This window comes from Paenibacillus oleatilyticus (assembly GCF_018998565.1).
GTDB classification, from domain to species: Bacteria; Bacillota; Bacilli; order Paenibacillales; family NBRC-103111; genus Paenibacillus_G; species Paenibacillus_G oleatilyticus.
In genome coordinates this window covers 98,712-123,823 of record NZ_JAHNZO010000013.1, presented here as the reverse complement: position 1 = coordinate 123,823, position 25,112 = coordinate 98,712, and the positions used below count along the sequence as shown (strand labels likewise).

The following is a 25,112-nucleotide window of genomic DNA, read 5'->3' as shown; positions in this document are numbered from 1 at the left end:
ATGGAAGAGGAGCGTCCGGTGGAGAGCCGGACCGTCTGGCATTATGACGGGGAAATGCTTCAAACCCGGAACGATCGGATCGCTTCGGAGAAGCCATTTACTTTGGAGCTCGACGGAGAGGAGTTTGCTACCATCGTCTGCACTCCGACCGATCTGGAAGACTTGACATTCGGCTTTCTCGCCTCCGAAGGCGTCATCCGAACGACTGCCGAGGTGATCGGTCTCGCCGTCGATCCTCACCGAGGCTTGGCCCAAGTCCGCCTGCTTCACCCGGAGCGCGGCCGCAGTCTGGACCATTCCAAGCGGTTCATCGGCTCGTGCTGTGGCAAAGGCCGCCAGTTTTATTTTCGCAGCGATGTCCGCACGGCCAAGACCATTATGTCACGGCGGATGATTACTCCGGCTCAATGTATCGGATTGATCCGGCAGCTGCAGGACGGCTCGGACCTGTTTCGCGAAACGGGCGGGGTGCACAACGCGGCCCTCTGCTCCCCGGATCGCCTTCTCGTCTGCCGCACGGACATCGGCCGCCACAACGCGCTCGATAAAGTGTTCGGTCACTGTTTGCGGGAACGCTTGTCGATGAAGGACAAAGTCATCGCCTTCAGCGGGCGCGTCAGCTCCGAGGTGCTGCTCAAGACGTCGAAAATGGGCGTCGGCACGCTGCTTTCCAAGTCTGCACCGACCGATCTCGCACTCGAACTGGCCGACGAACTGGGCATTACGGTCGTTGGCTTTATCCGCGGCAGCTCGTTCAATGTGTATTCGCACCCGGAGAGAATTGCAGAGCAGACCGGTGACTAGCCACTAAGCTATTCTTACCCTGACCTATGGAGCGGCTGCGCGCGGCCAACCCGCCCGCAGCCGTCTTTACCTTTCTCAGGGCCCCGCTCCAGAGCCCATCAGCTTGAACCCTTCTCCCAACACTTCGTTCGTATCGCTTAAAATGACAAAAGCCTCCGGGTCCAGCTTCCGGACCAGCGTTTTCAACCGGCTCACTTCCGTTTGCCCGACCACGACCATCAACACCGTACGGCTTTGGCCGGTATACCCGCCTCTGGCTTCCAGCTCCGTCAACCCCCGGTCCAGCTCATGCAAAATCGCTTCCCGAATTTTGTCCGAAGCCGACGAAACGATAAAAGCTACTTTGGAGTAATCCAATCCGATTTGCACGACACCGATCGTTTTGCTTGTCACAAACAGCCCGATGAGTGCGTACATTGCTTTTTCCGGGGACAGCACGATACCTGCCGATAAAATAACTAGTCCGTCCAGCATTGCAACGCACAATCCGAGGCTGAGGCCAGTGTATCGGTGGATAAGCTGCGCGGCCAAATCCAAGCCCCCTGTCGACCCTCGGCCGCGAAACACAAGCCCCAGTCCCATCCCGATGAGGATGCCGCCGTAAATGCTGGCGAGCAATAAATTGTGCGTCAAGGAAGGAAGCCCGCGCGTCAGTAGAACCATCAAGGGGAGCACTATCGAACCAACCGCCGTCTTGACCCCGAACTGCGTTCCCAGCAGCAAAGTGCCGGCAGTAAACAACGGGATGTTGAGGGCCCATTGGGTATAAGCCGGCTCGAAGCCGAACAGCGTCTGAACGATGATACTGATGCCCGTGACCCCGCCTGACGCGACCTGATTCGGGCTCAAGAATACGTTGAAGCTGACTGCAATCAGGAGCGAACCGAGGAGCAGGAGGCCATATTCCTTAAATATGCCCTGCCAGCGGGGCAAAGCAGCAGCCTCCCGCCCCTTCCATCCCATTCGTCTGCCCGATCTTCCGGTGCCTTCGATTACCGACATCCGCTCTCCCCCTGCATAAAAAAACTACACGCCAGTTTCGGCTTCTTCCCTGGCTGGCCGAACCTCCCTCAGGAGTTGGCGATGCCAGCGGAATACGAAGCCGCTACTAACGTGTAGGATGAGCTTGCCTGTTTATTTTTATGATGCGCCGTTTTCTTTGTCCGGCTTATTGATCTGCTGTCGCAAATACGCGTCGATAAATGCGTCCAAATCCCCGTCCATCACCGCGCCGACATTGCCGGTTTCCTCTTGGGTCCGATGATCCTTGACCATGCTGTACGGATGGAATACGTACGAGCGGATCTGGCTGCCCCATGCGATATCGGACACTTCGCCGCGGATTTCCGCAAGCTGCTTTTGCTGTTCCTCGATTTTTTTCTCGTACAGCTTGGACCGGAGCATTTTCATCGCGCGCTCGCGGTTCTTGATCTGCGAACGCTCCGTCTGGCAGCTGACGACGACGCCCGTCGGAAGGTGGGTAATCCGCACCGCCGAGTCCGTCGTATTGATGTGCTGGCCGCCCGCTCCGCTGGAGCGGTACGTATCGACCTTGAGATCCTCCGTACGGATCTCGATTTCCACATCGTCGTCAATTTCGGGCATCACGTCGCACGAGACGAACGACGTATGACGTCGCCCCGAAGCGTCGAACGGCGAAATGCGCACCAAGCGGTGCACGCCTTTTTCTGCCTTCAAATAGCCGTAAGCGTTGTACCCTTTAATAAGCAGCGTCACGCTTTTCACACCGGCCTCATCGCCCGGCAAATAATCAAGCACCTCGACTTTGAAGTCGCGCTTCTCGGCCCAGCGGCGATACATGCGCAGCAGCATCTCCGCCCAGTCCTGCGATTCCGTACCGCCCGCCCCTGGATGAAGCTCCAAAATCGCGTTCAGACGATCGTACGGCTGGCTGAGCAGCAGCTGCAGCTCGAAGTTTTCCAGCTTCTTGACGAGGGAAGCGATCCCGCCTTCAATTTCGCCCGCCATGCTGTCGTCCTGCTCCTCTTGCATGAGCTGGGCCATGACCTCGAGGTCTTCGTATTCCGAAGCTAACGCTTGGAATTCGTCGACTACGCTTTTGATCCCGTTCGCTTCGCCAATCAGCTTCTGCGCCCGTTCGTTGTCGTCCCAAAAATCCGGCGCCGACATCTTTTCTTCATAATCCGCGATCTGCTCCAGCTTCAGATCTAAGTCAAAGAGACCCCCTGAGCTCAGCCAATCGCTTGGCCGTTTCTTGCAAATCCCGTTTTACATCCGCTTCTAACATAATCAAGCACCTCTATCCGTTAATTTTGCACCCTGTTACCGAAAAGGGAGACCGGAGCGACGCCCCGACCTCCCGCTTCCTATACATTTACAGTAACGTTTAGCATCAAATATTTTACAATTTACGCGCCGTGGCACTGCTTGTATTTCTTCCCGCTGCCGCAAGGACACAGATCGTTGCGTCCGATCCGGTCTTCGCTTACCGCAGGCTGCTTCGGTGCCGGTTCGCCGTTCGTGGCCATCTCGTGCTCATCGACCACCGCTTCGCGCACCAGGTTCGTTTCTACATGAGCTTTCATGATATAAGTCGAAACTTCTTCCTGGATGCTTTGAATCATCTCATTGAACATCTCGAAGCCTTCGAACTGGTATTCGCGCAGCGGGTCCGTACCGCCGTACGCCCGGAGATGAATCCCTTGGCGCAGCTGATCCATCGCATCGATGTGGTCCATCCATTTGCTGTCGACCGCACGGAGCACGACAACCTTCTCGAACTCGCGCATGAACTCCGGACCGATCTGCTCCTCGCGCTCCTCGTAGAGACGCTTCAAGAGATCTTTCATATATTCGACGATCTCTTCTTTTTCTTTGCCCCACAGCTCGTCTTTACTCAGCTGGCCTTCGTGCAAGAACGTGCCGTTCGCGTAATCGACGATCGCCTGCAAATCCCACTCTTCCGGAACGAGATCTGCCGGACAATGCGCTTCGACGACCCGATCGATCACCGGCATCATCATGCCAAGCACGATGTCGCGAATGTTCTCGGACTCGATCACTTCGCGGCGCTGCTTATAGATAATTTCCCGCTGCTGGTTCATGACGTCGTCGTATTGGAGAACGACTTTCCGCACGTCAAAGTTGTTGCCTTCGACCCGCTTCTGAGCCGACTCGATCGCTCTGGAGATCAGCTTGCTCTCGATCGGTTGGTCTTCCTCGAACCCAAGGCGGTCCATCATGCCCATGATGTTCTCCGCTCCGAAACGGCGCATGAGCTCATCTTCCAGCGACAAGTAAAACTGGGACGAACCCGGGTCGCCCTGACGGCCTGCACGGCCGCGGAGCTGGTTGTCGATCCGGCGGCTTTCGTGCCGCTCCGTACCTATAATATGCAGCCCGCCGACTTCGGCTACTCCGTCCCCAAGCGTAATGTCCGTACCGCGTCCCGCCATGTTGGTTGCGATCGTCACGCTGCCCGGTTGACCTGCGCGCGCAACGATTTCCGCTTCCTCTGCATGGTATTTCGCGTTCAAGACTTTATGCGGAATGCCTTTCTTCTTCAGCATCTCGGATAGCCGCTCGGAGTTCTCGATCGATACGGTACCGACGAGCACCGGCTGGTTGTTCTTATGCTTCTCCACGATCTCGTTGACGACCGCGCGGAATTTGCTGGCCACCGACTTGTACACGACATCCGGCATGTCTTTCCGGACCATCGGTTTGTTGGTCGGAACGACAATAACGTCCAGGTTGTAGATCTTCTTCAATTCTTCTTCTTCCGTCTTCGCCGTACCAGTCATCCCGGACAGCTTGCGATACATCCGGAAATAGTTCTGCAGCGTGATCGTCGCGAGTGTCATCGACTCGTTCTGCACCTGCAGCTTCTCCTTGGCTTCAATCGCCTGATGAAGCCCTTCGCTGTAACGACGGCCCGTCATCAAACGGCCGGTAAATTCGTCTACGATTACGATCTCGCCATCGTGTACGACATAGTCGACGTCGAGGCGCATGATAATGTGGGCCTTCAACGCTTGCTGAATATGGTGGTTGATCTGCACGTGGTCGTGATCGAACAAGTTTTCGATACCGAAGGCGCGTTCCACCTTGGCTACTCCCGGTTCGGTCAAAGCAACGGACCGGAGCTTCTCGTCCACTGTGAAGTCTTCGTCTTCCAACCGGCTGACGACCTGATCGGCAATATAATACAAATCCGTCGACTTGGCGGCTTGCCCGGAAATAATCAACGGCGTACGGGCTTCGTCGACCAAGATCGAGTCCACTTCGTCAATGACCGCATAATAAAGCGGACGCTGTACCATTTGTTCCTTGTACACGACCATGTTGTCGCGCAAATAGTCGAAACCGAACTCGTTGTTCGTTCCGTAGGTAATGTCGCAAGCATAAGCCTGCTGCTTCGCATCGTGCGACAGGTTCGGCAGGTTAACCCCGACGGTCATCCCCAGGAATTCATAGATTTTACCCATCTCGCCGCTGTCCCGTTGGGCCAAATAATCGTTGACCGTAACGACGTGTACGCCCTTGCCGAGGAGCGCGTTCAAATACACCGGAAGCGTACCGACCAGCGTCTTACCTTCCCCTGTACGCATCTCCGCGATTTTGCCTTCATGCAGCGTCATACCGCCAATCAACTGCACGTCATAGTGACGCTTGCCCAAAACGCGCTTGGACGCTTCGCGCACAACGGCGAACGCTTCCGGCAGCAGATCGTCCAGATCCTCGCCTTTTTCCAAGCGTTCACGGAACTCAACAGTTTTACCTCGCAGCTGTTCATCGGAAAGCGGTTCGATCGAAGGTTCGAGAGAATTAATGTATTCCACGGCTTTCCACATGCGCTTCAATTCACGCTCATTCGAATCGCCAAATATTTTTTTAACGAGTCCTAGCATGTTGCTAATCCCCTTCCTTATTAAAAAACAATAGCCTATCCTAAATTGTAACAGTTTGCGCCTTTCACCGCAACAAACCTGCCCCGATTTCCCGAATCTACTAAAAAAGAGCCTGCCCGAACGCGCAGGCATCGCTAGATGCACCGCTGAAGCGTTCGAACAAGCTCGGTTCTTTTCTTAAGTCATTCGACGGTTTATCTGGCCGGCTCGATGAGGCCGTATTTTCCGTCATTGCGTTTGTAGACCACGTTGACTTGCTCGGTATCGGAATTGGAGAAAACAAAGAAATTATGGCCTACCATGTTCATTTGCAAAATCGCCTCTTCCACATCCATCGGCTTCAGCGTAAAACGCTTCGTCCGCACCAATTCGTAATCATCTTCATCCTCCAGGGAATAGGAAGCGTCAGGCAGTTCCATCCGGAACAGATCTTTAATGCCGCCGTCCAGGCGAATTTTGCGGTTGGCTTTCGTTTTGGCCTTGCGAATTTGACGTTCCAACTTGTCCACAACCAGATCAGCGGCCGCGTACATATCGGCGTGCTTCTCCTCCGCCCGCAGCATAAGGCCGGTAAGCGGAATTGTCACCTCAACGGTTTGCATGCCTTTCACAACGCTCAGAGTGACATTGACTTCAGATGTAGGGGGAGCTTCAAAGTAGCGTTCCAGTCTGCCTAATTTTTTCTCGACATGGTCTTTCAACGCTTCCGTTACCTCGATGTTTTCACCGCGAATGTTGAATTTCATGTGCGACTCCTCCTTTCATACTTACATTATACTATATTCACCCCCCGCCTTCAAAAATCCTTCATAAAATTCGAGGAAAATTTACAAAATATTTGGACAATTTATGGCAGCCGTGTAAGCGCTCCCTTCAGGCTTTTTGCGACACGGTTCGGACGCACGAAAAACACCCTTGGATTGCCCAAGGGTGTGATCAAGTTCGCGCTAATTTGTTCAAACAATAACCATCTATTACGAGCGGCCGAAACCGGCCGGATGATTACAACTTGACGACGTTAGCCGCTTGAGGACCGCGAGCGCCCTCTACGATATCGAACTCAACGGATTGGCCTTCTTCCAAAGTTTTGAAGCCATCGGTTTGGATAGCGGAGAAGTGTACGAATACGTCGCCACCGTCTTCACGCTCGATGAAACCGTAACCTTTTTCTGCGTTAAACCATTTAACTTTACCTTGCATGTAAAACATTCCCTTCGTTATCAAATAACTGCAAGCATCGCTCACAATTCGAATATATCATCCCCTACTCCCCGCTGTCAATCGAACTTGGCCGTGTTGGTGAAATATTTCGAAAATTCGAGTATTAACATGGCGTTAATAAAATACTCACAGCCTAAAAGCCTGTTGTGTCGCGGTTTATCGACATTTTTCGCAAAGTTATCAACAGAGTTATGCACATTGTCCACAGGGTGTTTGAATAAGTTCATTTCGTTATCTCAGCCACTTTGAAATGCTGGCCAGTTATACAACTATTGAAAGACGCGATTAAAAAGTTCTGACACTCTTGAAGCCCATATAGAGGGAATCCAAAAAATAACATGGCAAAAAATACACTTGCCATTTTACTGTCTTCATCTTTATCTTTAGACAACCGCCACCGATATATAAGTTAGTGCCTAATTTCAGAACTGAGGTGTTATCATTGGTAAAGGCATATATTAAAGGAATTGAATACTACTGCCCTCAGCAGATCGAATCAAACCCTGCAAACGACAAATTGACCGAAAAAATCGGAATACTAACCAGACACATTGCTAAGGACAATGAACTTGCCTCAGATTTAGCCTATATGGCAGCAGAAAAATTATTTAATACTAAAATATGCGAAAAGGAAGACATCGATTTCTTACTTTATTGCACTCAATCTCCCGATCACTTTCTTCCTACAACTGCATGTTTACTGCAAAGTCGGCTCAACTTATCCACAACGTGTGGTGCATTCGATTATAATTTAGGATGTTCGGGATATGTCTATGGATTGTCAATTGCAAAAGGATTGATCGAATCCGGGGCTGCAAAAAATATTCTCTTAATTACATCCGATACTTACAGCAAATATATCCATCCTCTTGACCGAAGTGTTAAAGTTCTCTTTGGCGATGCAGCCACCGCAACCCTTGTTTCATCTACAAATTCAGAGGAAGATTTAATCGGTCCTTTCGATTTCGGGACTGACGGTAGAGGCGCCGACAATCTAATCGTTCCGGCCGGTGCCTTCAAAGAGCCTATTTCAAGCGTTAATCTTGAAGAGACTCAAGATGCTTTCGGAAACGTGCGTATGAGAAAAAACTTATACATGAATGGACCCGAAGTATTTAATTTCACATTAAAAGAAGTTCCACGTTCCATTCAAACTTTACTTGAAAAATCTAATAAAACAAAAGATGATTATGATCTATTTATTTTCCATCAAGCTAATAAATATATGTTAGAGCATCTTAGAAGAAAGTTAAGTATCGACGAACAGAAGTTTTCTATTTGTATAGAGAATTTCGGTAATACCGTTTCATCCACCATTCCTATTGCTCTTAAAAACGAACTACTACATGGGCGGGTTAAAAATTCTTCTTTATTAATGCTGGTAGGCTTTGGAGTAGGATATTCTTGGGCTTCATGTAATGTTGTTTGGAAATCCAATACTTAAGTCGTTCTCATCATAAATATACGGAGGCGTAAAAAGATGACAATCGCTGATTTCACTTCACAATTTGAGGAAAAGATTTTATCATTAGAAAAAGGCCAGCTACGCCCTGACTTCATACTTAACAACTCAGAGAATTGGGATTCGATGGCAATCATTGAAACTATGGCTTTTATTGATCATAGCTTAGGAATTCAAATTTCTATAGATCATTTACTTACCAGTCAAACATTTGGAGACATCTTACACTTGCTTGGAGAAAAGCTTAATTAAAATAAAAAAATACAACAGAGCGTCTGTTTGCCGTTCTGTTGTATTTTTTATTTTAATTTACATATATTTAGGCTTTAGCAAGTGTTTTGTTGAATATACAATTATACAATCCTTCATATCTTTGAACTTGAACAGCACTACTAAGAAAAAAGCCAAAATCACTAATCATTTTAGTTACCTGATGATTTTCAATTCCCAAATCAGGACATTGTAGCTCTATAAAAATACTTTTTAGTCTATTATCTCGCAAAGTATTTTCTGCTCCCTTAATAACAAGCTCTTCAGATCCATCAACATCTATTTTTATATATTCTGGAAAAGGCAATTCATATTTTTCAATAACGTTATCTAGTGTTTCTTTAACAACACACTGAATATGTACAGGTTTAAAAATTTCATTTGATAAAACAGCCCTGTTATTATCCAATATTTTTAGGTGACCTCCACCTTCATAGTGTGCACAATTCATTCTACCTAGTCCTGATTGGGAACTAATCGCTAAATTTAATGCTACTATCGGATATTTAATAGAATTATTATTTAAAAAGTGATTCATTTCTAAAACTGAATAGTTTTGGGCTTCAGGCTCAAATGCAACTACCTTTTTTCCTTTTAGAGCAGCATATATACTAAATGGTCCGTTACTGGCTCCGACATCGTAATAAACAGCATCCTCATTCATATTATCGATCCAATCTAGTAACTCAGGTTCAATATACTCTAAACCCTTGGCTATCCAAAGCAATCGCTTATTGTAAGTATAATACTTCAATTCTATTCCTCTAATTATTGTAGTGCTCGTAAAAAAATGCTTATTATTTTCTATAGCTTCGATAAAATCCCATTGATCTGCTGAGACCAAAGATCGTAAATCAATTCGTTTATAACCCATAGAAGTCCCACCATTCCACTTACTTATTTTTTGAAAATCCCTTGTAAATGTTCTAATTTGGGGAAACCAGCTGTAATTAAGTCTTCCTGCGGCTTATAAAGATAGGGATGAGGATATCCTCTTTGAATAAAAGTCGCTTCGCATAGATTATTATAGCGGAAATGGCAAGACCACCGTATGGCTTCGGATACATTATTACCAGAACGATGAACTAAAAATGCGGAGAAAATCACCACATCCCCCTGAGAAACTGGAATAGAGACAAAGTCTAACTTTTGCACTTCATTGTCCTCTATTTTACCAAAACTATCAACTATTTCATTTTTCAGAAGACCTTTCATATGGCTTTCTGGAACAATTTCTAATGCACCCAGTTTAAAATCAATGTCCATAAGTGGTATCCAAACTACTATTGAATCCAACGAACCTTGCATACTTCTCCAATCTTGATGTGCGAATACCTTCCAATATACTTCTTTTTTGGCTAAGTGCCTGCTATTAAAAAAAAGCACTGGGCGTGTGCTAATTACCGGAGACTCGAGACCTAATGTATGCAAAACTGAAACTAGTCTATCATCTAGAGATAATCTGTGCAACGAAATAAGATGCTGCGCTTGTTTTCCACAATTCATAAAAACCTGCAAGTCATTTTGAAAAAATTCAAACATCGCTTTTTCAAATTCTATTTCATTAATATCTACAGATGAAATAATTTTTTTATTAATCATTTGTTGAATAAATATATTTTTCGCTTCAGTACGAATTTTCTCTATTTCTTCTACTGGGAAAAATTTTTTCAAATGTAAATATCCTTGTTTGTTATATTCCCCCAAGTTAAACAATTTCTTCACCTCTCTCTCTTAGAATAGCAAAGCCAAATCCAGATTCTCCGAAATTATTACCATTATAAAGCATGATTTTTTTCTTCTTATATTCATATACGAATGGATATTCAATCATTGAACTATCCCACCCATCACTTGATATACTTATGCCAACTTCATTATCTTTTCGAATCCATTTAATCCCGTCGTCAGACTCTGCATACCCAATTCTATAACTATTATATATATTTGTTCGATAATTTTGCAGGTTTCTGAAAGAGTACCACATTCTATACTTATTCCCATCTTTAATTACACAGGGTCTAACTAATCCACATTCATTTTCATCCTTGAAATCAATGCAAATAACCCCTTTTCTTTTCCACTCTATTCCATCAGACGATTCAGCGTATTTAATATGATAAAAAGGTTCTGGGCGGTCATTAAAAATAACCCATTTAACGCATGACAAATACCACATTCTCCATACATTATTTTCAATTAATATACATGGTATGGCCGAAAAATGTGGTTCATTAAAATTGCGATCAATAACCGGTCCTTGTGATAATCTTTTAAAATTTTTTCCATCATCTTCACTTATAGCAAGCCCTATAGAATTATGATAGGAGATTGTATTTCGAACATTCCAACCAGTATAGTATAAATATTTATACCCATTATGGTTAACAACCCAAGAAGGCATAACTCCACAATCATCAAAACATCCTATTTCACCAGGTGTAAGAATTGGTTCATTATGCAAATAGCTAATATTATTAGGATTTGATGCATCAGCTTCCAGATATGTAATATGACTTCTATTAGAACTATCTCTTGTTCCAAAATAAATCCTAATATTATTAGGACTAATTAAATCAGGAGTTGGTACAGTTGCATAAGCTTGCATCCATTCGTGATTTTGCTTAGGCTTAAAAATAAGTCCTTTCTTTTCCCACGGCATAATTTATATTCTCCTTAACTGATCACTCCGTATTGGGCCTACTTCCGTTTTCTTACCAATATAAACAGACTTATTTTGAACGTTCTCCAAGACTAAAGCTCCTGCTCCAATTACACTTTCAGCGCCAATAGAAACGTTGTCTCTAATAGTTGCATTTACCCCAATAAAGCAGTAAGAATCAACATTTACTCCGCCGGATATAACAACATGTGAACATATAAAACAGTGATCCATAATTTTACTGTGGTGACCAATATGGTTACCACTCCACAAAACTACATTGTTGCCTATTTCAGCAAATGGTTGTATTACATTGTTTTCCAGTATAAAACAATTCTCTCCAACAGGAGTGTTGTAATAAATTGCTTTTGAACTAATGTAACTTATCATTGAATAACTTTTAGACTTTGCTTCATTAAATTTTTCGGCACGTGATTTATTAACGTTTGTATAACTTATAGGTATAAAAAGCTGGTATTGATCAGGTGGAAAAAAATTCTCTATTTTTTCAAAAGGTACAACTGGTAGGTCTTTAAATATTTTTTCTTTATAATATTTTTGATCCACCGTGAAGCCAACAACCTCATGTGGAGAATCTTCTGTAAGATAAAAATGTGCCACTTCTGAAATTTGACCAGTTCCAAAAATTACCACTTTAGCCAATAATGATCTCCCCTATGAATTCTTATAAATGTAAACCGTATACTCATAAAGCCCATAGTCATTCCGAATAATAAAATTTCTAGTTATATTTTTACATAGAAATTCACTTACCAAATCTAAGGGAAGGTGGAATAGATCCTCTCTTTCCCAGTCAACTTGTTTAGACATTACGTTAAATGCAAGTCCTTTATTTGTGAAACTCCATACTTTGGTGATAACTCTTTTAAAATAATCAAACATTTCTTCAAAATTCAATATATTTTTTTCAGTAAAAACTCCATTCATAATAACATAATCAAAAACGGGTAGTGAAATATTCTCCCCTAAAATATCAATGCAATAGTAAGTGTTATCGGGAAACTTTTGTTTAGATAACTCAATAAAACTGTTAGAAATATCACAACCTGTATAGTGGATATTTTTAAAATTCTTTTTAGTAATGAACTCATATAGATGTGATGCACCGCATCCAAAATCAAGCAGGTTAATTCTAGAACCATTTCTTTCTCTAAACGTTATTAATTCCATCATAATCTCGTATCTTTTTTTTGCATCCTCTTGGTTCGGCCAGTCGACACCTAAATATGAATCCCCATATTTTTCAAGGCACTTTTCATAATGATGTACGATATTTAAATAACGCTTTTCCACTTTTCAACTCCTCTTTCAATTTACTAGATGAGTTCGTATTGATTAAGCATTGCTTGGATTTCTTTTTTTGGAACAAACATTAACATATCAATAATTGATAGCCAAGGGATAAAAGATCCGCCTCCTTGATCGTAAGTAAGTTCCATGGATTTTATAAAAGAAAGATGAATCTTATTTTTTCTAAACAACTCTTTATCGTATAACTCAATACCACCAATAGCATTAATATACTCATCAGCCTTAAGACACTTACATATATCTAGTATTTTGTACTGGCCTTTTAAATTTATATCTTTATCAATAGAAGATGATACTAGAAACTTTGTTCTTATCTCTAGAAAGTAAGAAATTTTCTCCAATGATAATTTTATAAATCCACTTAAATTATCCTCTTTTGTCAGGAAGATCTCTTCAATTAAATAAAACACTTGGTTAAAATATGGAGCTTTTGAATATCCGTACTCAATTAATTTTAGAAGGTTTTTTTTGTTGTTGACTGGGTCGTTTATATATATTTCATTAATTTTTTTATTCTGACTTGCCTTGATTAAAGGCAAGGTAAACAAATATTCCTCTGAATTGATTAATATTCTATTCCGGTTAATCCATCCTCTTTTTATAAAATTCACGTCATCATATATGACAAACACGTCTACGGATTGAATTAGTTGGAAGTATCCAATGTACGGAAATAAATAAGGTTGCATTATCGCTAATTTCATTGATTAATCCCACTTCATTGGTGTTTTAATTTTCTAAAATTGCTTGTTTTATTATTTGCATAATTATTTCTTGTACTTCATGTTCTAGACTATCATAAAGAGGTAAACACAATACTCTTTTTGCAATGTCCCCCGAAACCACTGTTTCTTGGCGTGAAGATAAATATGGAAGACTCTCGAGGGACGGGTAAAAATATCGCCTCGGAATAATCTGTTTCACCTTCAACCTATCAATGATCTTAAGTAATATGTTTTCGGTTTCAAAAACTATAGGAAAATGACTATAATTTAAAGAAGCCTCTTCATTCCTTCTCTGGAAATAAACTCCCTCAGTTGAAGCTAAACCTTCAGCGTAAAAATTATATCTTTTCTTTCTATTAATCAGAATAGTCTCTATGTCGTCAAGCACACACAACCCCATTGCCGCTTGAAATTCGTTAAGTTTCGCGTTTATTCCAACTTCCTGTATTTCCACAGGAGATGCTATACCAAAATTAATTACCCTCTTAGCTTTTTCGTACAATTCAGAATCCTTGAAAACTATTGCACCGCCTTCAATGGTATGAAATAACTTAGTACTATGAAAGCTTATTGCTGAAGCATCCCCATAATTAAGTATATTGCTATTTTTGTAATTAACTCCAAACGCATGGGCAGCATCATAAATGACTCTCAGATTATACTTCTCCGCAATCCAATTTATTTGTTCAATGTCGCACGCATTACCATATACATGAGTTGCTACTATTGCGCTTGTATTTTGTGTTATTTTTCTTTCGATCTGGTTTGGATTAATATTGAAGGTCTCCCTATCAATATCAACAAATATTGGATTTAACCCTTCCCACACTAAGCTACTGGTAGTTGCAACAAACGAAAACGGCGTGGTCAGAACGTCCCCCTTCAATCCCATCACCTTGTACGCTACCTGAAGAGCTAATGTACCATTTGCGACTAACAAAACATTTTTCACACCAAGATATTGTGAAAGTCTCACTTCCAGTTCCTTAGTCAGTTCTCCGCCATTTGTGAGCCACCCGGACTGATATATTTTGTCGATATACTTTTTATATTTCTCTATGCTTGGCAGATAAGTTTTGGTTACATTTATCATTGTTATCAATCCTATCTATTCGCATCTTTTATCTACCAGGTTTTCATAACTTCAATTTTTTCGAACTATGTACAAATAATCATTTTCTTGAAGCCCATACTGATGAGCTTCTGAAATGCTATATTTTAATGCTAGATTAAAAAATGAAACCTCAAATCCCGCTTTTTCTAGTCTTTTAATATAATCATTCTTTGCATATATCCTAACATGATCATCTTGTCCAAATGCTTCAAGACGTCCCTCTGGAGTAGTTATTGAAAAATCTTCATAAGTATCGTCTATACTTATACAAATAGGAACCTGTAAGATCCCCCATCCGCCTTTCTTTAATACTCGATACAATTCATTCATTGCACGCGTATCATCTGGAATATGTTCTAATACATGACTACATAAAATTACATCAAATGAATTGTCCGGGTAAAGTATACTAGTGATGTCTACTTTCTGAGTCAGGCTGTCTTGTGGAAATAAGTCACCGCAAACATATTTTAGATTTTGGTATTTAACTAGCCAATTGCGTAATTGTCTCTCAGGAGCTATATGCAGCACCTTTGCGGTTGACTGTAAAAGTTGCGTCTCCCTTTCTATATAAATCTTAAATACCCGTTCCCTATCCATTGAGTAGCATGACGGACATATAGCAGTATATTTGTTGCTCATTTCAAACTTGTATTTAGGGAAGTCATAGATATCCGGCCATGGTTGAAACCTCTTAAACCTGTTATTACAAAAAGGACATAAGAAATTATCAACATGATTTAACAGTTGGTTCGCAGCATCCACAAAAAAATCGCATACATTTTGGGGATGGGTTAGATATCTTTCCTGTTGTGAAGTTATAGCTTGATCAGCAATATGAACGGAAGTTCTGAAATAATTAATAATAGCTTTTTTATAACTTTGCTCTTTATTTAAAAACCCGTCTAGCCTGGAGTCTTTAATTAACTGAAGCCACTCACTTATGTTAGAAACTAAATTCTCCATCTTTTTTTGATTTTGTGTGTTATGCTGTCTAAAATAGCTTAGTGGTTCTGCTATGTAACAGACCTTCCCTTTAGACAATAACAATATCCATGTCGCAACATCACAAATTGCACTATATTCAACGCCTTTATATACCCCATATAACTCAGATAAATCTGCTCTTCTAAACATCGCCGTAGTCGGCTCACCTACTACATTAAAATTATTTATTAATATATGTTCGCCAAGAGCTATCCCATCTAAAATAGTGTCCTTATCAAAGACAGCTTTATTAGGTGGTGTATCAGGAAGTTCGTTTCCATTCTCATCAATCAATTTTCTATATGACGTGACTAGAGATAAATCATTATGTTTTTCAAAATACCCGACCATTTTTTTAATCTTGTCCTTATGAAAGAGATCATCATCCATGAGGAAATTTATATAAGTACCTTTAGACAAATGTATTAACTTGTGCAAATTATGAAGTCTTAACTGAGCACCATTGCGATGATACTGGATCCTACCATTATTTTCTTCCAAATACGGCTGAATCATTCGCTCAACCCCATCGTTCGTGCTATCGTCACAAACAATGATCTCGATATTCTTATAGGTTTGATTAAGTACGCTTTGTAATGCTAGCTCTAGATAATGCGGCCTATTGTAAGCAGGTATTAACACACTCACTAGCGGTTCCTCAATATTGATTGGGGCTCCCAAGCCGTTCAATTTATCGATCAACATTCCCTTATAACGAACAACCTCTTCAAAATAATCTTCATTCGAAGCTAATTTTTGTACAGAACCAAGCACTTTATCGAGATAAGCTATACAATTTCGAATAGCCTTTACATGCAGAGATCCATCCCTAAAGTAACCGTAATCTACACTATTTAAAATGATATGAGCGTAATCCACAGCACCTTCCAATACTTTCTGAGTCGTATGCAGTTGCTGGCTTTCATGTATTCTGAAATAACTCAATGTTTCGGACATATATACAATTTTGCCTCTTGAAAGCAATTGAATCCAAGTTGCCATATCCACGTTACATCCATAAGCCCGACCATTAAAAAATCCGAAAGGTTCTGCAAGGAGTTTTTTCCTGAAAATTGGCGTAGTGGGCTCTCCTATGCAATTAAAATTCCTAGTAAGAGCAAACTCACCAAATTCTATACCATCAATAATTTTATCTTCCTCAAACAGCCGCTTTGTTACAGACCAATCAGGTGTTTCGTTACCATCAGCATCAATTAATTGACGATGGGATGTAACGAGCGAAATCTCTTGGTTTCGATCATGGATAAAGTAATACATCATTTTTTCAATTTTCTCTGGATGAAAAAGATCATCATCCATCAAAAAGTTTATGTATTCTCCGGAAGCCAGTTCCATACACTTCAAATCATTTTCAAATTGTCCTAGGTTCTTCTCGTTTTTGTAGTAATGAATATGACTGTGCTCTTTTAAGTAAGGCTCCAATAATTTTAACGTATCGTCATTCGTGCTATCATCGGATACTATAATTTCAATGTTTTTGTAAGTTTGTTGTAACACGCTAGCAAGTGCCTGCTCAAAATACTGCGGACGATTATATGTAGGAATAAGCACACTCACTTTGGGCAGCACACTAGATGAATATTGATTAAGGAAAACGTCACGATAAATATCAACTTCGCTTCCAACATCATAACTGCCACCATCGTGAATGCACCAAGGTTGTTCTTGATTCACCACGCCAACTTCGAACCCTGCCTGTGAAAACTCAAGACATTGCGACAAATCGCATAAATGCCATCCACTAAATAAGTCTTCTTTCCATGCCAAATCGTACTGTGTTATTAGCAGTAAACCATCTAAAGCTATAACACTCTTATAGTCGCTTGGCTGGGAATTGAATTCAATTTTTTCTAGACGGCTCATAACATTTTCATAAACTTTACCATACTTAAGTTTGGAATCCTTCCAAACACCATTTGTCGGCAGATACTCAGCACCTACCATTCCAAGAATCCCAACTTGAGGATTTTCCTTAAAAATCCCTACAACATCATACATAAAATCCTTATTTACAATAAATGTATCCTGATGCAAATACACTTTATACTTCGCATCAGAGCTTTGCATAGCCTTGTTATAACCCGCGGCCATGCTTTCAGCCCCGACGATACCTAACGTTTCAATCTCAAATCCTTCAGGAATCTTTAGAGTATGTATATACTTCAAACACTCTTGGTAGAGCACCTCGTCATTGTAGCAAGTGATAAAACATACTTTGTTTTCGTTCATACGGCGCTTACCTCACTTAGTTTTTGCATAAGTTCTGTTACGCTGCTATCGTTGTTCCGCACACGATTAAGATATAATCTTGCACTATCAAACTCCCCAAGATCATACAAAATACGTGCCAGCAAATATAGCGCATCTTGATTATCCGCATCAAACTCTAGTGCTTTTTCAAAGAATGGAAATACCATATCCGGTAGATCGTGCTCATAACAAGCTACCGCTAACTGTGTTAACAGTTGTGATTTTTCCACCATATCGTTTTCAATTGCTTGATTTATTTGTTCGATGCGTGCTTCTCCATTACCTAACATTCGAAGCAACTCTGCCAAACTGGCTTCTCCCTCGACGTCATTTTCCAATCTCCGAAGCAAAAACTTTAATTTATGTTTCTCATAAGTTTTAGTATAGAGATCCGCTTCAATTTGCTTTATCCAATGCTCAAGCTTATCATCTCTAACGGAAATTAAACTCAGCCAATCCAAAGCAAGTTGGTCATGCCCCTGTGTATACATCGCCAACCCCAAATTAAACAAAGTAGGATCATGGCTGGCATCAAGCTCAAAAGCTCTGCTTAAATATGGAAGCGAAAGATCCGGTTTCTGATGCTCGATAAACTGCACTGCAATATAGTTCAGCAATTCAACCTTTTGTTCGTGCCCCGCATCTTCAATAACGTTCAAAATCTCTTCGGCATCTATTTTTGCAAGCTTAGTTACGCTCGACTGAATGTCGTTTTGAAGTAAAAGATTGTTAATTAACGTCTTAACGCCCTGTTCTTTATTAATTTTGCGTGCCATAACCAAGTAACTGTGTATTTCGTATGGCTTTGTAGTCTTGAGTCCTGCCATTTCAGCCAAGCGCTGAATAAATAACTGGTCAGCGGGTCTGATCTCTTCTAAGAGGCCAATAATCTCTGGTTTTACAAAACCTAACTTATGAAAAACCTCTTCAAGATCGGATAATTTCCAATACTTCAATTCATCTGAATTGATTGTTCCCTCAATAATCTTTTTGATTGAAAGATGATAAAGCAAATGAGGGACAATCACTATTAGCTGTCCATTTTTATTTAAAAGTTTGTAGAAAAGCTTTACCATATCTAACGTATCATCACTAAATCCTCCAAGATTGCCCACAATAATAACGTCGAAAAATCCGTCCGTATATTGATGAGAAATATCTTCGAGAGATCCGTAGATCCGAGGCGTGACTTTAGTCGCCACTTTTGCAGCAAAAGGATTAGTCTCAATTCCATAAACTTCTGCGCAAGGGAAATGATTTCTTACATACAGAAGCGTTCCACCGCAACCACTCCCCATTTCAAGCACTCGAATAGGATCCGTTGATAATGCTTTAATCTGTTTTACAAGTCCATTTTGAATAATCGTAGACTCTGGATTAAAACCCCATTTTTCAAAAAATTTGTCTTTGTTTACACTAAGTAGCTGGTTATAAGCCTCTATGTTATTTCTAAATGAGACGCTTCCAAAATGATGGATAAATGTATCCCTACATAAAAAAAGCTTATATCCTGCTAGCTTAATGCGTAATGAAAGATCGTCATCTTCGAAATTCCCCGGCGTAAATCTTTCATCCAGCAGACCTACCTCATCTAAAACCTGCTTCTTTATTAACATGCAATAACCGACAAGCCTAAGACGCTCTTCCCATAGCTTCGGATTCGATGCTCGATTATATTGGGTGGCAAATGGATGCAGTTCTTCGATTGATTTATAAGAAACCTGAATACTTTGATCATAGGAGCAGTGATTTGTTACCGTTCCCACCGCGCCAACCTCTTCACTGCTATAAAGACAAGCCAACATGTTAGTTAACCAGTTTTGGGTCACAATCGTATCGTTGTTCAACAATAAAATATTGTCGCCGGTCGAAATTTCAATCCCTTGGTTGCAAGCTTTAGGAAAGCCCAGATTTTCTTTGTTAAATATTACTGTAATATCCGACTGGCTGCTGAGCCATGCTGCGGTATCGTCTGTCGAATGATTATCGACGACAATAATTTCGTACTCATGCTGGGACGTGAATTCTCGGATGCTTTCGATACACAATTGCGTATATTCCAATTTGTTGTAAGTTGCTATAACGATACTGGTTTTCACGTTGTTTCCTCCGCTTTCGTCACGTGGAATCTGGTATACTATATATATCGACAATTTTAGATAAAAAGTGATACCAAATTACTTTACAATTTCTGTGATCCTGTCGATAAAACCTATATAGATCTACTTTGGAACTCCGTCTATCGGGAGGCATTATGGAAAAGCTTATTACCTTATGTATGATCATAAAAAACGAGGAGGCCGTCCTTGCTCGTTGTTTAGAAAGCGTTAAGAATATCGTAGACGAAATCGTCATTGTAGATACAGGATCAACAGATCAGACGAAAACCATTGCTCAGCAGTATACGGATCTTGTTTTTGATTTCCCATGGAGCAACGATTTTTCTGTTGCCAAGAATGACGCAATCTCGAAAGCAACCGCTCCATGGATCCTTGTGCTGGATGCTGATGAGTACTTGCAGCATGACGGCCCGGACATTCGAAATTTCCTAAGAGGTCTGGATCCTCAAAAGCCTCTGGGAGTTATTTCTTCTATCATTAACTATGTCGGTCATCCGAACTCTGGAAAAATGGTCGAATCTTCCGCCGCTCGTATTTTTCCTAGAAATCCTAATATTTATTTCGTGCGCCCTATTCATGAACAGTTAAGATATCGACACGGGGAGCTTACTTATATTAACGGCCCCCTGGTTATTTACCATACCGGATATACACAAGATACTATTCAGCTTAAGAATAAAACCGAGCGCAATTTATCTATTTTTCAAACTATGCAACACACTGGAAATTTAAAGCCATATGATTATTACACACTTGGCAACGAATATATGATGGCAGAACAATATGAGTTGGCCTTAAAGCAATACCAGAAAGCGTATGTCAAAGAGGAATTTGAAAAATACTGGTTCCCTTATTGTGCAACCCAAATGATCACAGCATATTTAAAACTCAAACAATATAAAGAAGCTTCTCTTTTAATTGATAGTAGCTGGCGGTTTTGGCCCCAATACTCTGATTTTTACTGGTTTAAAGGGGCCATTTTATATGATCTCGGTCTTTATGATGCAGCAATAACAGAATTGCAAATGGCAATAACGCTATCTGACACGCAAGATGTACAGAGTGCTGATAACCAACCATGGCTCATTAGTCCGAATTACGGAACATCTCTCCCTTACCAAAGACTGGCCGTCATTCATTTGGATCATTTACGTATCCGTGAGGCCGTTTATTGTCTTACGAAACTGCTGTATTCCAATCCAAATAATGAAACCGTATTATTTCGAATCCTTCAGCTCATGAGTCAATCCGAGTCACCAGATTCGATAATATCGTTTCTGGATAAAGTATACGATGCCCCAAAGGAACATCATTTGCTTATGCTGCTTCGGGTAACGATGAATTTAGGAAACCTGCCTTTATATCATTACTATAAAGAAGAGTGTCTAAAAAAGGGTATCCCTCTTCCTATTCACTTACAGCTGCTTCAGGCATTAGTGTTGGATAGACAGGATCTATTCGTTAGCTTAATTGAAAGTTGTAGTCCTCTGCCTGATGATATCGAGCTAATGACAACAATCTGTTCTGCAAGTATGGTATGGGAGGAAAGTAGCTTTCCGGCATTAATTCCGCAGAGTAACAAGACCAGCGAGTTAAAGTTTATTCTGGACCATTATTGGGGAGTGTCGCCAGAAAGTTCGTTATCGCAAAAAGATATTGCTGTATTAACCAAGTTGCTCACTCAACTATTCCAACTTGGCTTTTTCGATACTTACGATAGGCTTATTGAGAGCTTTAACATTTATGCTGACGAGCTAGCGAACGAACTCGGACATTACTTTTATTCGGTACAGCAAATCGAGCTTGCTATCAATTATTATTCGATTTTGATCAACAAAAACAAGCTTTCAGGAAAAGGGTACGAGAACTTAGCTAAGCTTTATATTCTTCAAGGTGAATACGAAGAAGCTCTTTATTTCATTAAACAGGCTCTTCAATTAATAGCCGTTCCTCCATCTCTCTACTTCATGTTTTTACAGCATTGCGAAGATTGTAAACTGAACACTCAAATTCGGGAATTGCTGCGAATGAAGCATTCTGAACTTTTAGACATTCCATTGTTAAAACCATATATAAACTAAGACAGCATAGGAGAAATCGGCATGAACAAATTGCTATCCTTATGTATGATTGTAAAAGACGAAGAAAAGACCCTCCGGAGATGCCTAGACAGTGTTAAAGGCTTGGTTGATGAAATCATAGTGGTTGATACAGGTTCTACGGATAAAACGGTAGAGATTGCTTCCGAATTCACCAACCATGTCTATCCATTTCAGTGGATCAATGACTTTGCCGCGGCAAAGAACGAAGCGATAAGGAAATCCACTGCGAAATGGATCTTGGTACTGGATGCAGATGAGTATGTGCAATCCGACGAACATCAACGCCTCCGTGAGCACCTGCAAAATCTCAATTATGCGGAACCTCAAGGAATCATATTACCGATCTTCAATTTTCTAGGCCATGTAAAAGATCGAAAGTTCATTGAGTCTACAGCCGTACGTTTGTTTACCAATCATCCAGACGTTTATTTTTATAGACCCATTCATGAACAAATAACATACCGGCATGGTGAAATAAAGTTAACCAATCACTATTTTAAAATATTTCACACGGGTTACACGGATGAAACAAGAGGAAGGAAAGATAAATCAACTCGAAATTTGTCTATTTTCGAATCTCTAAGCACTAAAACAGACTATGACTTCTTTACCCTTGGAAATGAATATATGATTCTTAAGGATTACAAAAAAGCGCTTTATTATTATGAACGTGCTTACAAAAAGGCAAAGAAAGATGAAGCCTGGTATCTCCATTGTGTAAACTCCACGATTAATGCTTATTTTCATTTGGATCGATACAAGGAAGCTAGTGAATTGATTGAGGAATCTATTCGAACCTGGCCTTATTATTCAGACTATTATTGCTATAGGGGGCTAGTTTTTTCCCACTTCGGTCTTTATGAGCAAGCGATTCACTCGTTTAACAAGGCTTTGGAATTAGGTGAAAATCCAGTTAGTAAAAACCAGCGTTTTTGGCTCATTAGTCCGACATATGGTAGCTCCCTACCTTATTCTAAACTTTCTAATATCTATATGCTTTTACGTGATATGCCCAAGGCTGTCTATTGTTTAACCAAACTGATGCAGCTCATACCTAATGACCGCCTGGTGCTATATCAACTGCTCATGATTTTGATATCGACGGATTCAGCCTCTTCTATCATAGAGTTTCTTAATAAAAAATATCCTGAGATGACTGCAGCCAACGCTTTGCTTCTATTTCAAATGGGACTACTAACAGGTAATAAAGAGATTGCTGATCATTATTACAGAGCATGTATGAACTTAAATCTAGAGATCTCTTCAATAAATAATATTCACTACGCATTGATTTCTAACGATCGTACTCTCTTTGATCTACATTTATCAAATCTAAATCATGCCAATGAACAGGAAGAAACTGATCTCGCTAAAACTTTATTATTAGCCGCAAGCATTTGGAAAGATACAAGCTATCTTAATAGAATTCCATACAACGAGGAAACAAATCTAACAAAAGTTACGATGAAATATATCCTCTCTGAATCATTAAATGATGGTGCAGAAATTGATTTATTAATGATTATCAAATTACTTATTGATCTGTTTAAAATGGGGCATTTTGAAGTATATGATTGGCTTATTAAGCAGTTACCTTCTCATCAAGACTCGATAGCCAATCTGCTTGGAGACTACTTCTACACGCAAAATCAAATCGATTTAGCCTTTGATTATTATTCGATGCTGCTGCAAAGAAACGCCCTTCAAGCTACAGGATATGAAAATATAGCAAGACTATATCTTCAACAAGGAGAGATAACGGAGGGTCTGAACTTTCTAAAAACCGCTTTAAAGATAAACCCTACTAATATCGTATCTTATACTTTATTTTTACAGTACAGTTCTGATACTCAGGAAAAAGCACAATTTAAAGAACTAATGTATAACCAATTTCCTCAATACAGAGGACTTCCTTTTATTAAATCACTCTAAAAAAATAGGATCAGACCAATGAAGGTCTGATCCTATTTTTTGTTATCTATGAAGTAACCTTCTACTTGCGAATAAGCTTGCTGGTATCTGTGCTTCATCAAGGATCCGGCCTGTAGCTTATTTATTTCGGCCTTAATCATATTTTGTTCTAATTGAAGTCTTTTCTGTGTGGATTGCTCTAATTGCAAGCACTCTGCTATTATTGCCTTTGCTGAGGCATCGGCATTTTGACCATTAAACCCAAGTTGATCCAATTGCTCTCTGAGCTCGTCTTGACTAGCTTGCAGTATCGTTAATTGATCCAAACTCTCCTCTTGATCAAAAGCAAGCAAAGAGATTTGTTTAGTAACGTCCAATAACTGTTCTAAAAGCTGTTTTTCATGCACCGAAACCATTACGACTGCACCTTCGCAGGAGACTTCAAAGATTTCATGGCTTTAACCCAAGTATCTCTGAGATCTGTCATCAACTCAATGCTTACTTGGAGGGCTTCTACATTGAGTTTAACATTGGCCTCAAATAATTTATCTTTCATAAAAACGTATAGTGCATCAAGGTTTTTGGATATTTCATATTTTTTATCCAGTGTAGCAATTAATTCATCTATGATTCGGATTGCTTTTTTAATATAAACATTTTTCATTTCAAAATCTCTTTTTTGAATCCCGTCCAAGGCTTGCTTCATGAATTTGATACAACCATTATAGAGCATTAAGGTTAATTCCCACGGCGCCGCTGTTGTCACCTGCATTCGCAGGTAGGTTTCTTGTCCTTGCTGCTGGATCATTCGTGTTACCTCTTTTCATCTATAATTATGCCGCAGATATCCTGAAGTTTTGCAACGAGATCCAATAGTTTTTCAGGTGGGATTTCCCGGATAATTTCATTGGTTTCTTGGTTGAGCACTTTTACCATAATTTCGCCTGTTTTTTGATGAACACGATATTCAAATCTTTTTTCGACGCCTTGAAGAGCTTTATTTGCTTTTTGGATCGCCTTGACCACGGCTTCCTCAGAAATGGACAACTCAAACTTCTCTTTTTTCAATAACTCTGTTGCATTAGGCGAAACATTAGGCACGTAACCAATGCTACCATAGCTATCTATCTGAACTGCTGAGTCTGTCCCGTTTTTTACTGATCCTGTCATACCCGTCATGTTAGTCGAGGAAGGCATTGAGTTCATTTCCATAACATCCACCTCACCTTTACAAACAAG

At 40.9% G+C, this 25,112-nt stretch carries 22 protein-coding genes; 5 read left to right on the top strand and 17 right to left on the bottom strand.

The window, feature by feature from the left end; genetic code table 11:
- Nucleotides 1-804, top strand: coding sequence for a formate dehydrogenase accessory sulfurtransferase FdhD (gene fdhD / locus KQX66_RS18270; protein ID WP_216794235.1), 804 nt, complete (start codon nt 1-3; stop codon nt 802-804).
- Between the two features lie 75 nt (nt 805-879).
- On the opposite strand, the gene KQX66_RS18265 is transcribed toward fdhD, so the two are convergent.
- The 5 genes from KQX66_RS18265 to KQX66_RS18245 form a co-directional block, all read right to left on the bottom strand.
- Nucleotides 880-1,767, bottom strand: coding sequence for a YitT family protein (locus KQX66_RS18265; RefSeq protein WP_216794313.1), 888 nt, complete (start codon nt 1,765-1,767; stop codon nt 880-882).
- 177 nt (nt 1,768-1,944) lie between these two features.
- A protein-coding gene (prfB, locus tag KQX66_RS18260; RefSeq protein ID WP_216794234.1) for a peptide chain release factor 2 occupies nt 1,945-3,073 on the bottom strand; the annotation gives its coding sequence in 2 pieces (ribosomal slippage) (nt 1,945-3,000 and nt 3,002-3,073; 1,128 coding nt in all).
- Nucleotides 3,074-3,194: 121 nt separating this feature from the next.
- Complete coding sequence (secA, locus tag KQX66_RS18255) at nt 3,195-5,696, bottom strand: preprotein translocase subunit SecA (protein WP_216794232.1); 2,502 nt, start codon at nt 5,694-5,696, stop codon at nt 3,195-3,197.
- 194 nt (nt 5,697-5,890) lie between these two features.
- Entirely contained in the window at nt 5,891-6,442 is a 552-nt protein-coding gene (hpf, locus tag KQX66_RS18250; RefSeq protein WP_036682973.1) for a ribosome hibernation-promoting factor, HPF/YfiA family, read from the bottom strand.
- 256 nt (nt 6,443-6,698) lie between these two features.
- Nucleotides 6,699-6,896, bottom strand: a complete 198-nt coding sequence (locus tag KQX66_RS18245; RefSeq protein ID WP_010496818.1) for a cold shock domain-containing protein — start codon at nt 6,894-6,896, stop codon at nt 6,699-6,701.
- Between the two features lie 463 nt (nt 6,897-7,359).
- Between KQX66_RS18245 and KQX66_RS18240 the strand changes: the two genes are divergently transcribed.
- Both KQX66_RS18240 and KQX66_RS18235 read left to right on the top strand, forming a co-directional pair.
- Nucleotides 7,360-8,361: a ketoacyl-ACP synthase III gene (locus KQX66_RS18240; RefSeq protein WP_216794230.1), complete on the top strand. Its 1,002-nt coding sequence runs from the start codon at nt 7,360-7,362 to the stop codon at nt 8,359-8,361.
- A gap of 36 nt (nt 8,362-8,397) precedes the next feature.
- Entirely contained in the window at nt 8,398-8,631 is a 234-nt protein-coding gene (locus tag KQX66_RS18235; protein WP_216794229.1) for a hypothetical protein, read from the top strand.
- Between the two features lie 67 nt (nt 8,632-8,698).
- Here the strand turns inward: KQX66_RS18235 and KQX66_RS18230 are convergent, their stop codons facing one another.
- The 9 genes from KQX66_RS18230 to KQX66_RS18190 are packed head-to-tail and all read right to left on the bottom strand — an operon-like array spanning nt 8,699 to nt 19,839.
- Complete coding sequence (locus KQX66_RS18230; RefSeq protein WP_216794227.1) at nt 8,699-9,523, bottom strand: FkbM family methyltransferase; 825 nt, start codon at nt 9,521-9,523, stop codon at nt 8,699-8,701.
- Nucleotides 9,524-9,546: 23 nt separating this feature from the next.
- Nucleotides 9,547-10,374, bottom strand: a complete 828-nt coding sequence (locus KQX66_RS18225; protein WP_216794226.1) for a phytanoyl-CoA dioxygenase family protein — start codon at nt 10,372-10,374, stop codon at nt 9,547-9,549.
- Nucleotides 10,358-11,311: a glycoside hydrolase family protein gene (locus KQX66_RS18220; RefSeq protein ID WP_216794224.1), complete on the bottom strand. Its 954-nt coding sequence runs from the start codon at nt 11,309-11,311 to the stop codon at nt 10,358-10,360. Before KQX66_RS18220 ends, KQX66_RS18225 begins: the two co-directional genes overlap by 17 nt.
- Nucleotides 11,312-11,314: 3 nt before the next feature.
- Entirely contained in the window at nt 11,315-11,965 is a 651-nt protein-coding gene (locus KQX66_RS18215) for an acetyltransferase (protein ID WP_308647249.1), read from the bottom strand.
- 21 nt (nt 11,966-11,986) lie between these two features.
- Nucleotides 11,987-12,625, bottom strand: a complete 639-nt coding sequence (locus KQX66_RS18210) for a class I SAM-dependent methyltransferase (protein WP_216794221.1) — start codon at nt 12,623-12,625, stop codon at nt 11,987-11,989.
- A gap of 23 nt (nt 12,626-12,648) precedes the next feature.
- Complete coding sequence (locus KQX66_RS18205) at nt 12,649-13,347, bottom strand: WbqC family protein (protein ID WP_216794219.1); 699 nt, start codon at nt 13,345-13,347, stop codon at nt 12,649-12,651.
- A gap of 25 nt (nt 13,348-13,372) precedes the next feature.
- The gene (locus KQX66_RS18200) at nt 13,373-14,461 is read right to left on the bottom strand and encodes a DegT/DnrJ/EryC1/StrS family aminotransferase (RefSeq protein ID WP_216794217.1); all 1,089 of its coding nucleotides are present in this window, start codon (nt 14,459-14,461) and stop codon (nt 13,373-13,375) included.
- Between the two features lie 51 nt (nt 14,462-14,512).
- Nucleotides 14,513-17,719, bottom strand: a complete 3,207-nt coding sequence (locus KQX66_RS18195) for a glycosyltransferase (protein WP_253957244.1) — start codon at nt 17,717-17,719, stop codon at nt 14,513-14,515.
- A complete protein-coding gene (locus tag KQX66_RS18190; RefSeq protein ID WP_216794215.1) occupies nt 17,716-19,839 on the bottom strand; it encodes a glycosyltransferase in 2,124 nt (707 codons plus the stop codon). Before KQX66_RS18190 ends, KQX66_RS18195 begins: the two co-directional genes overlap by 4 nt.
- 155 nt (nt 19,840-19,994) lie before the next feature.
- On the opposite strand from KQX66_RS18190, the gene KQX66_RS18185 reads away from it, so the two are divergent.
- Together KQX66_RS18185 and KQX66_RS18180 are read left to right on the top strand one after the other, a co-directional pair.
- A complete protein-coding gene (locus tag KQX66_RS18185) occupies nt 19,995-21,941 on the top strand; it encodes a tetratricopeptide repeat-containing glycosyltransferase family 2 protein (RefSeq protein ID WP_216794212.1) in 1,947 nt (648 codons plus the stop codon).
- Between the two features lie 21 nt (nt 21,942-21,962).
- The gene (locus KQX66_RS18180; RefSeq protein ID WP_216794211.1) at nt 21,963-23,894 is read left to right on the top strand and encodes a TPR domain-containing glycosyltransferase; all 1,932 of its coding nucleotides are present in this window, start codon (nt 21,963-21,965) and stop codon (nt 23,892-23,894) included.
- 32 nt (nt 23,895-23,926) lie between these two features.
- Here the strand turns inward: KQX66_RS18180 and KQX66_RS18175 are convergent, their stop codons facing one another.
- Genes KQX66_RS18175 through KQX66_RS18165 form a run of 3 tightly spaced genes read right to left on the bottom strand, consistent with a single transcriptional unit; the run spans nt 23,927 to nt 25,085 of the window.
- The gene (locus KQX66_RS18175; protein WP_216794209.1) at nt 23,927-24,289 is read right to left on the bottom strand and encodes a hypothetical protein; all 363 of its coding nucleotides are present in this window, start codon (nt 24,287-24,289) and stop codon (nt 23,927-23,929) included.
- On the bottom strand, nt 24,289-24,681 hold the full coding sequence (fliS, locus tag KQX66_RS18170) for a flagellar export chaperone FliS (RefSeq protein ID WP_216794207.1): 393 nt from the start codon (nt 24,679-24,681) through the stop codon (nt 24,289-24,291). Before fliS ends, KQX66_RS18175 begins: the two co-directional genes overlap by 1 nt.
- A gap of 5 nt (nt 24,682-24,686) precedes the next feature.
- A complete protein-coding gene (locus tag KQX66_RS18165) occupies nt 24,687-25,085 on the bottom strand; it encodes a flagellar protein FlaG (protein WP_253957243.1) in 399 nt (132 codons plus the stop codon).
- Nucleotides 25,086-25,112 lie beyond the last annotated feature (27 nt).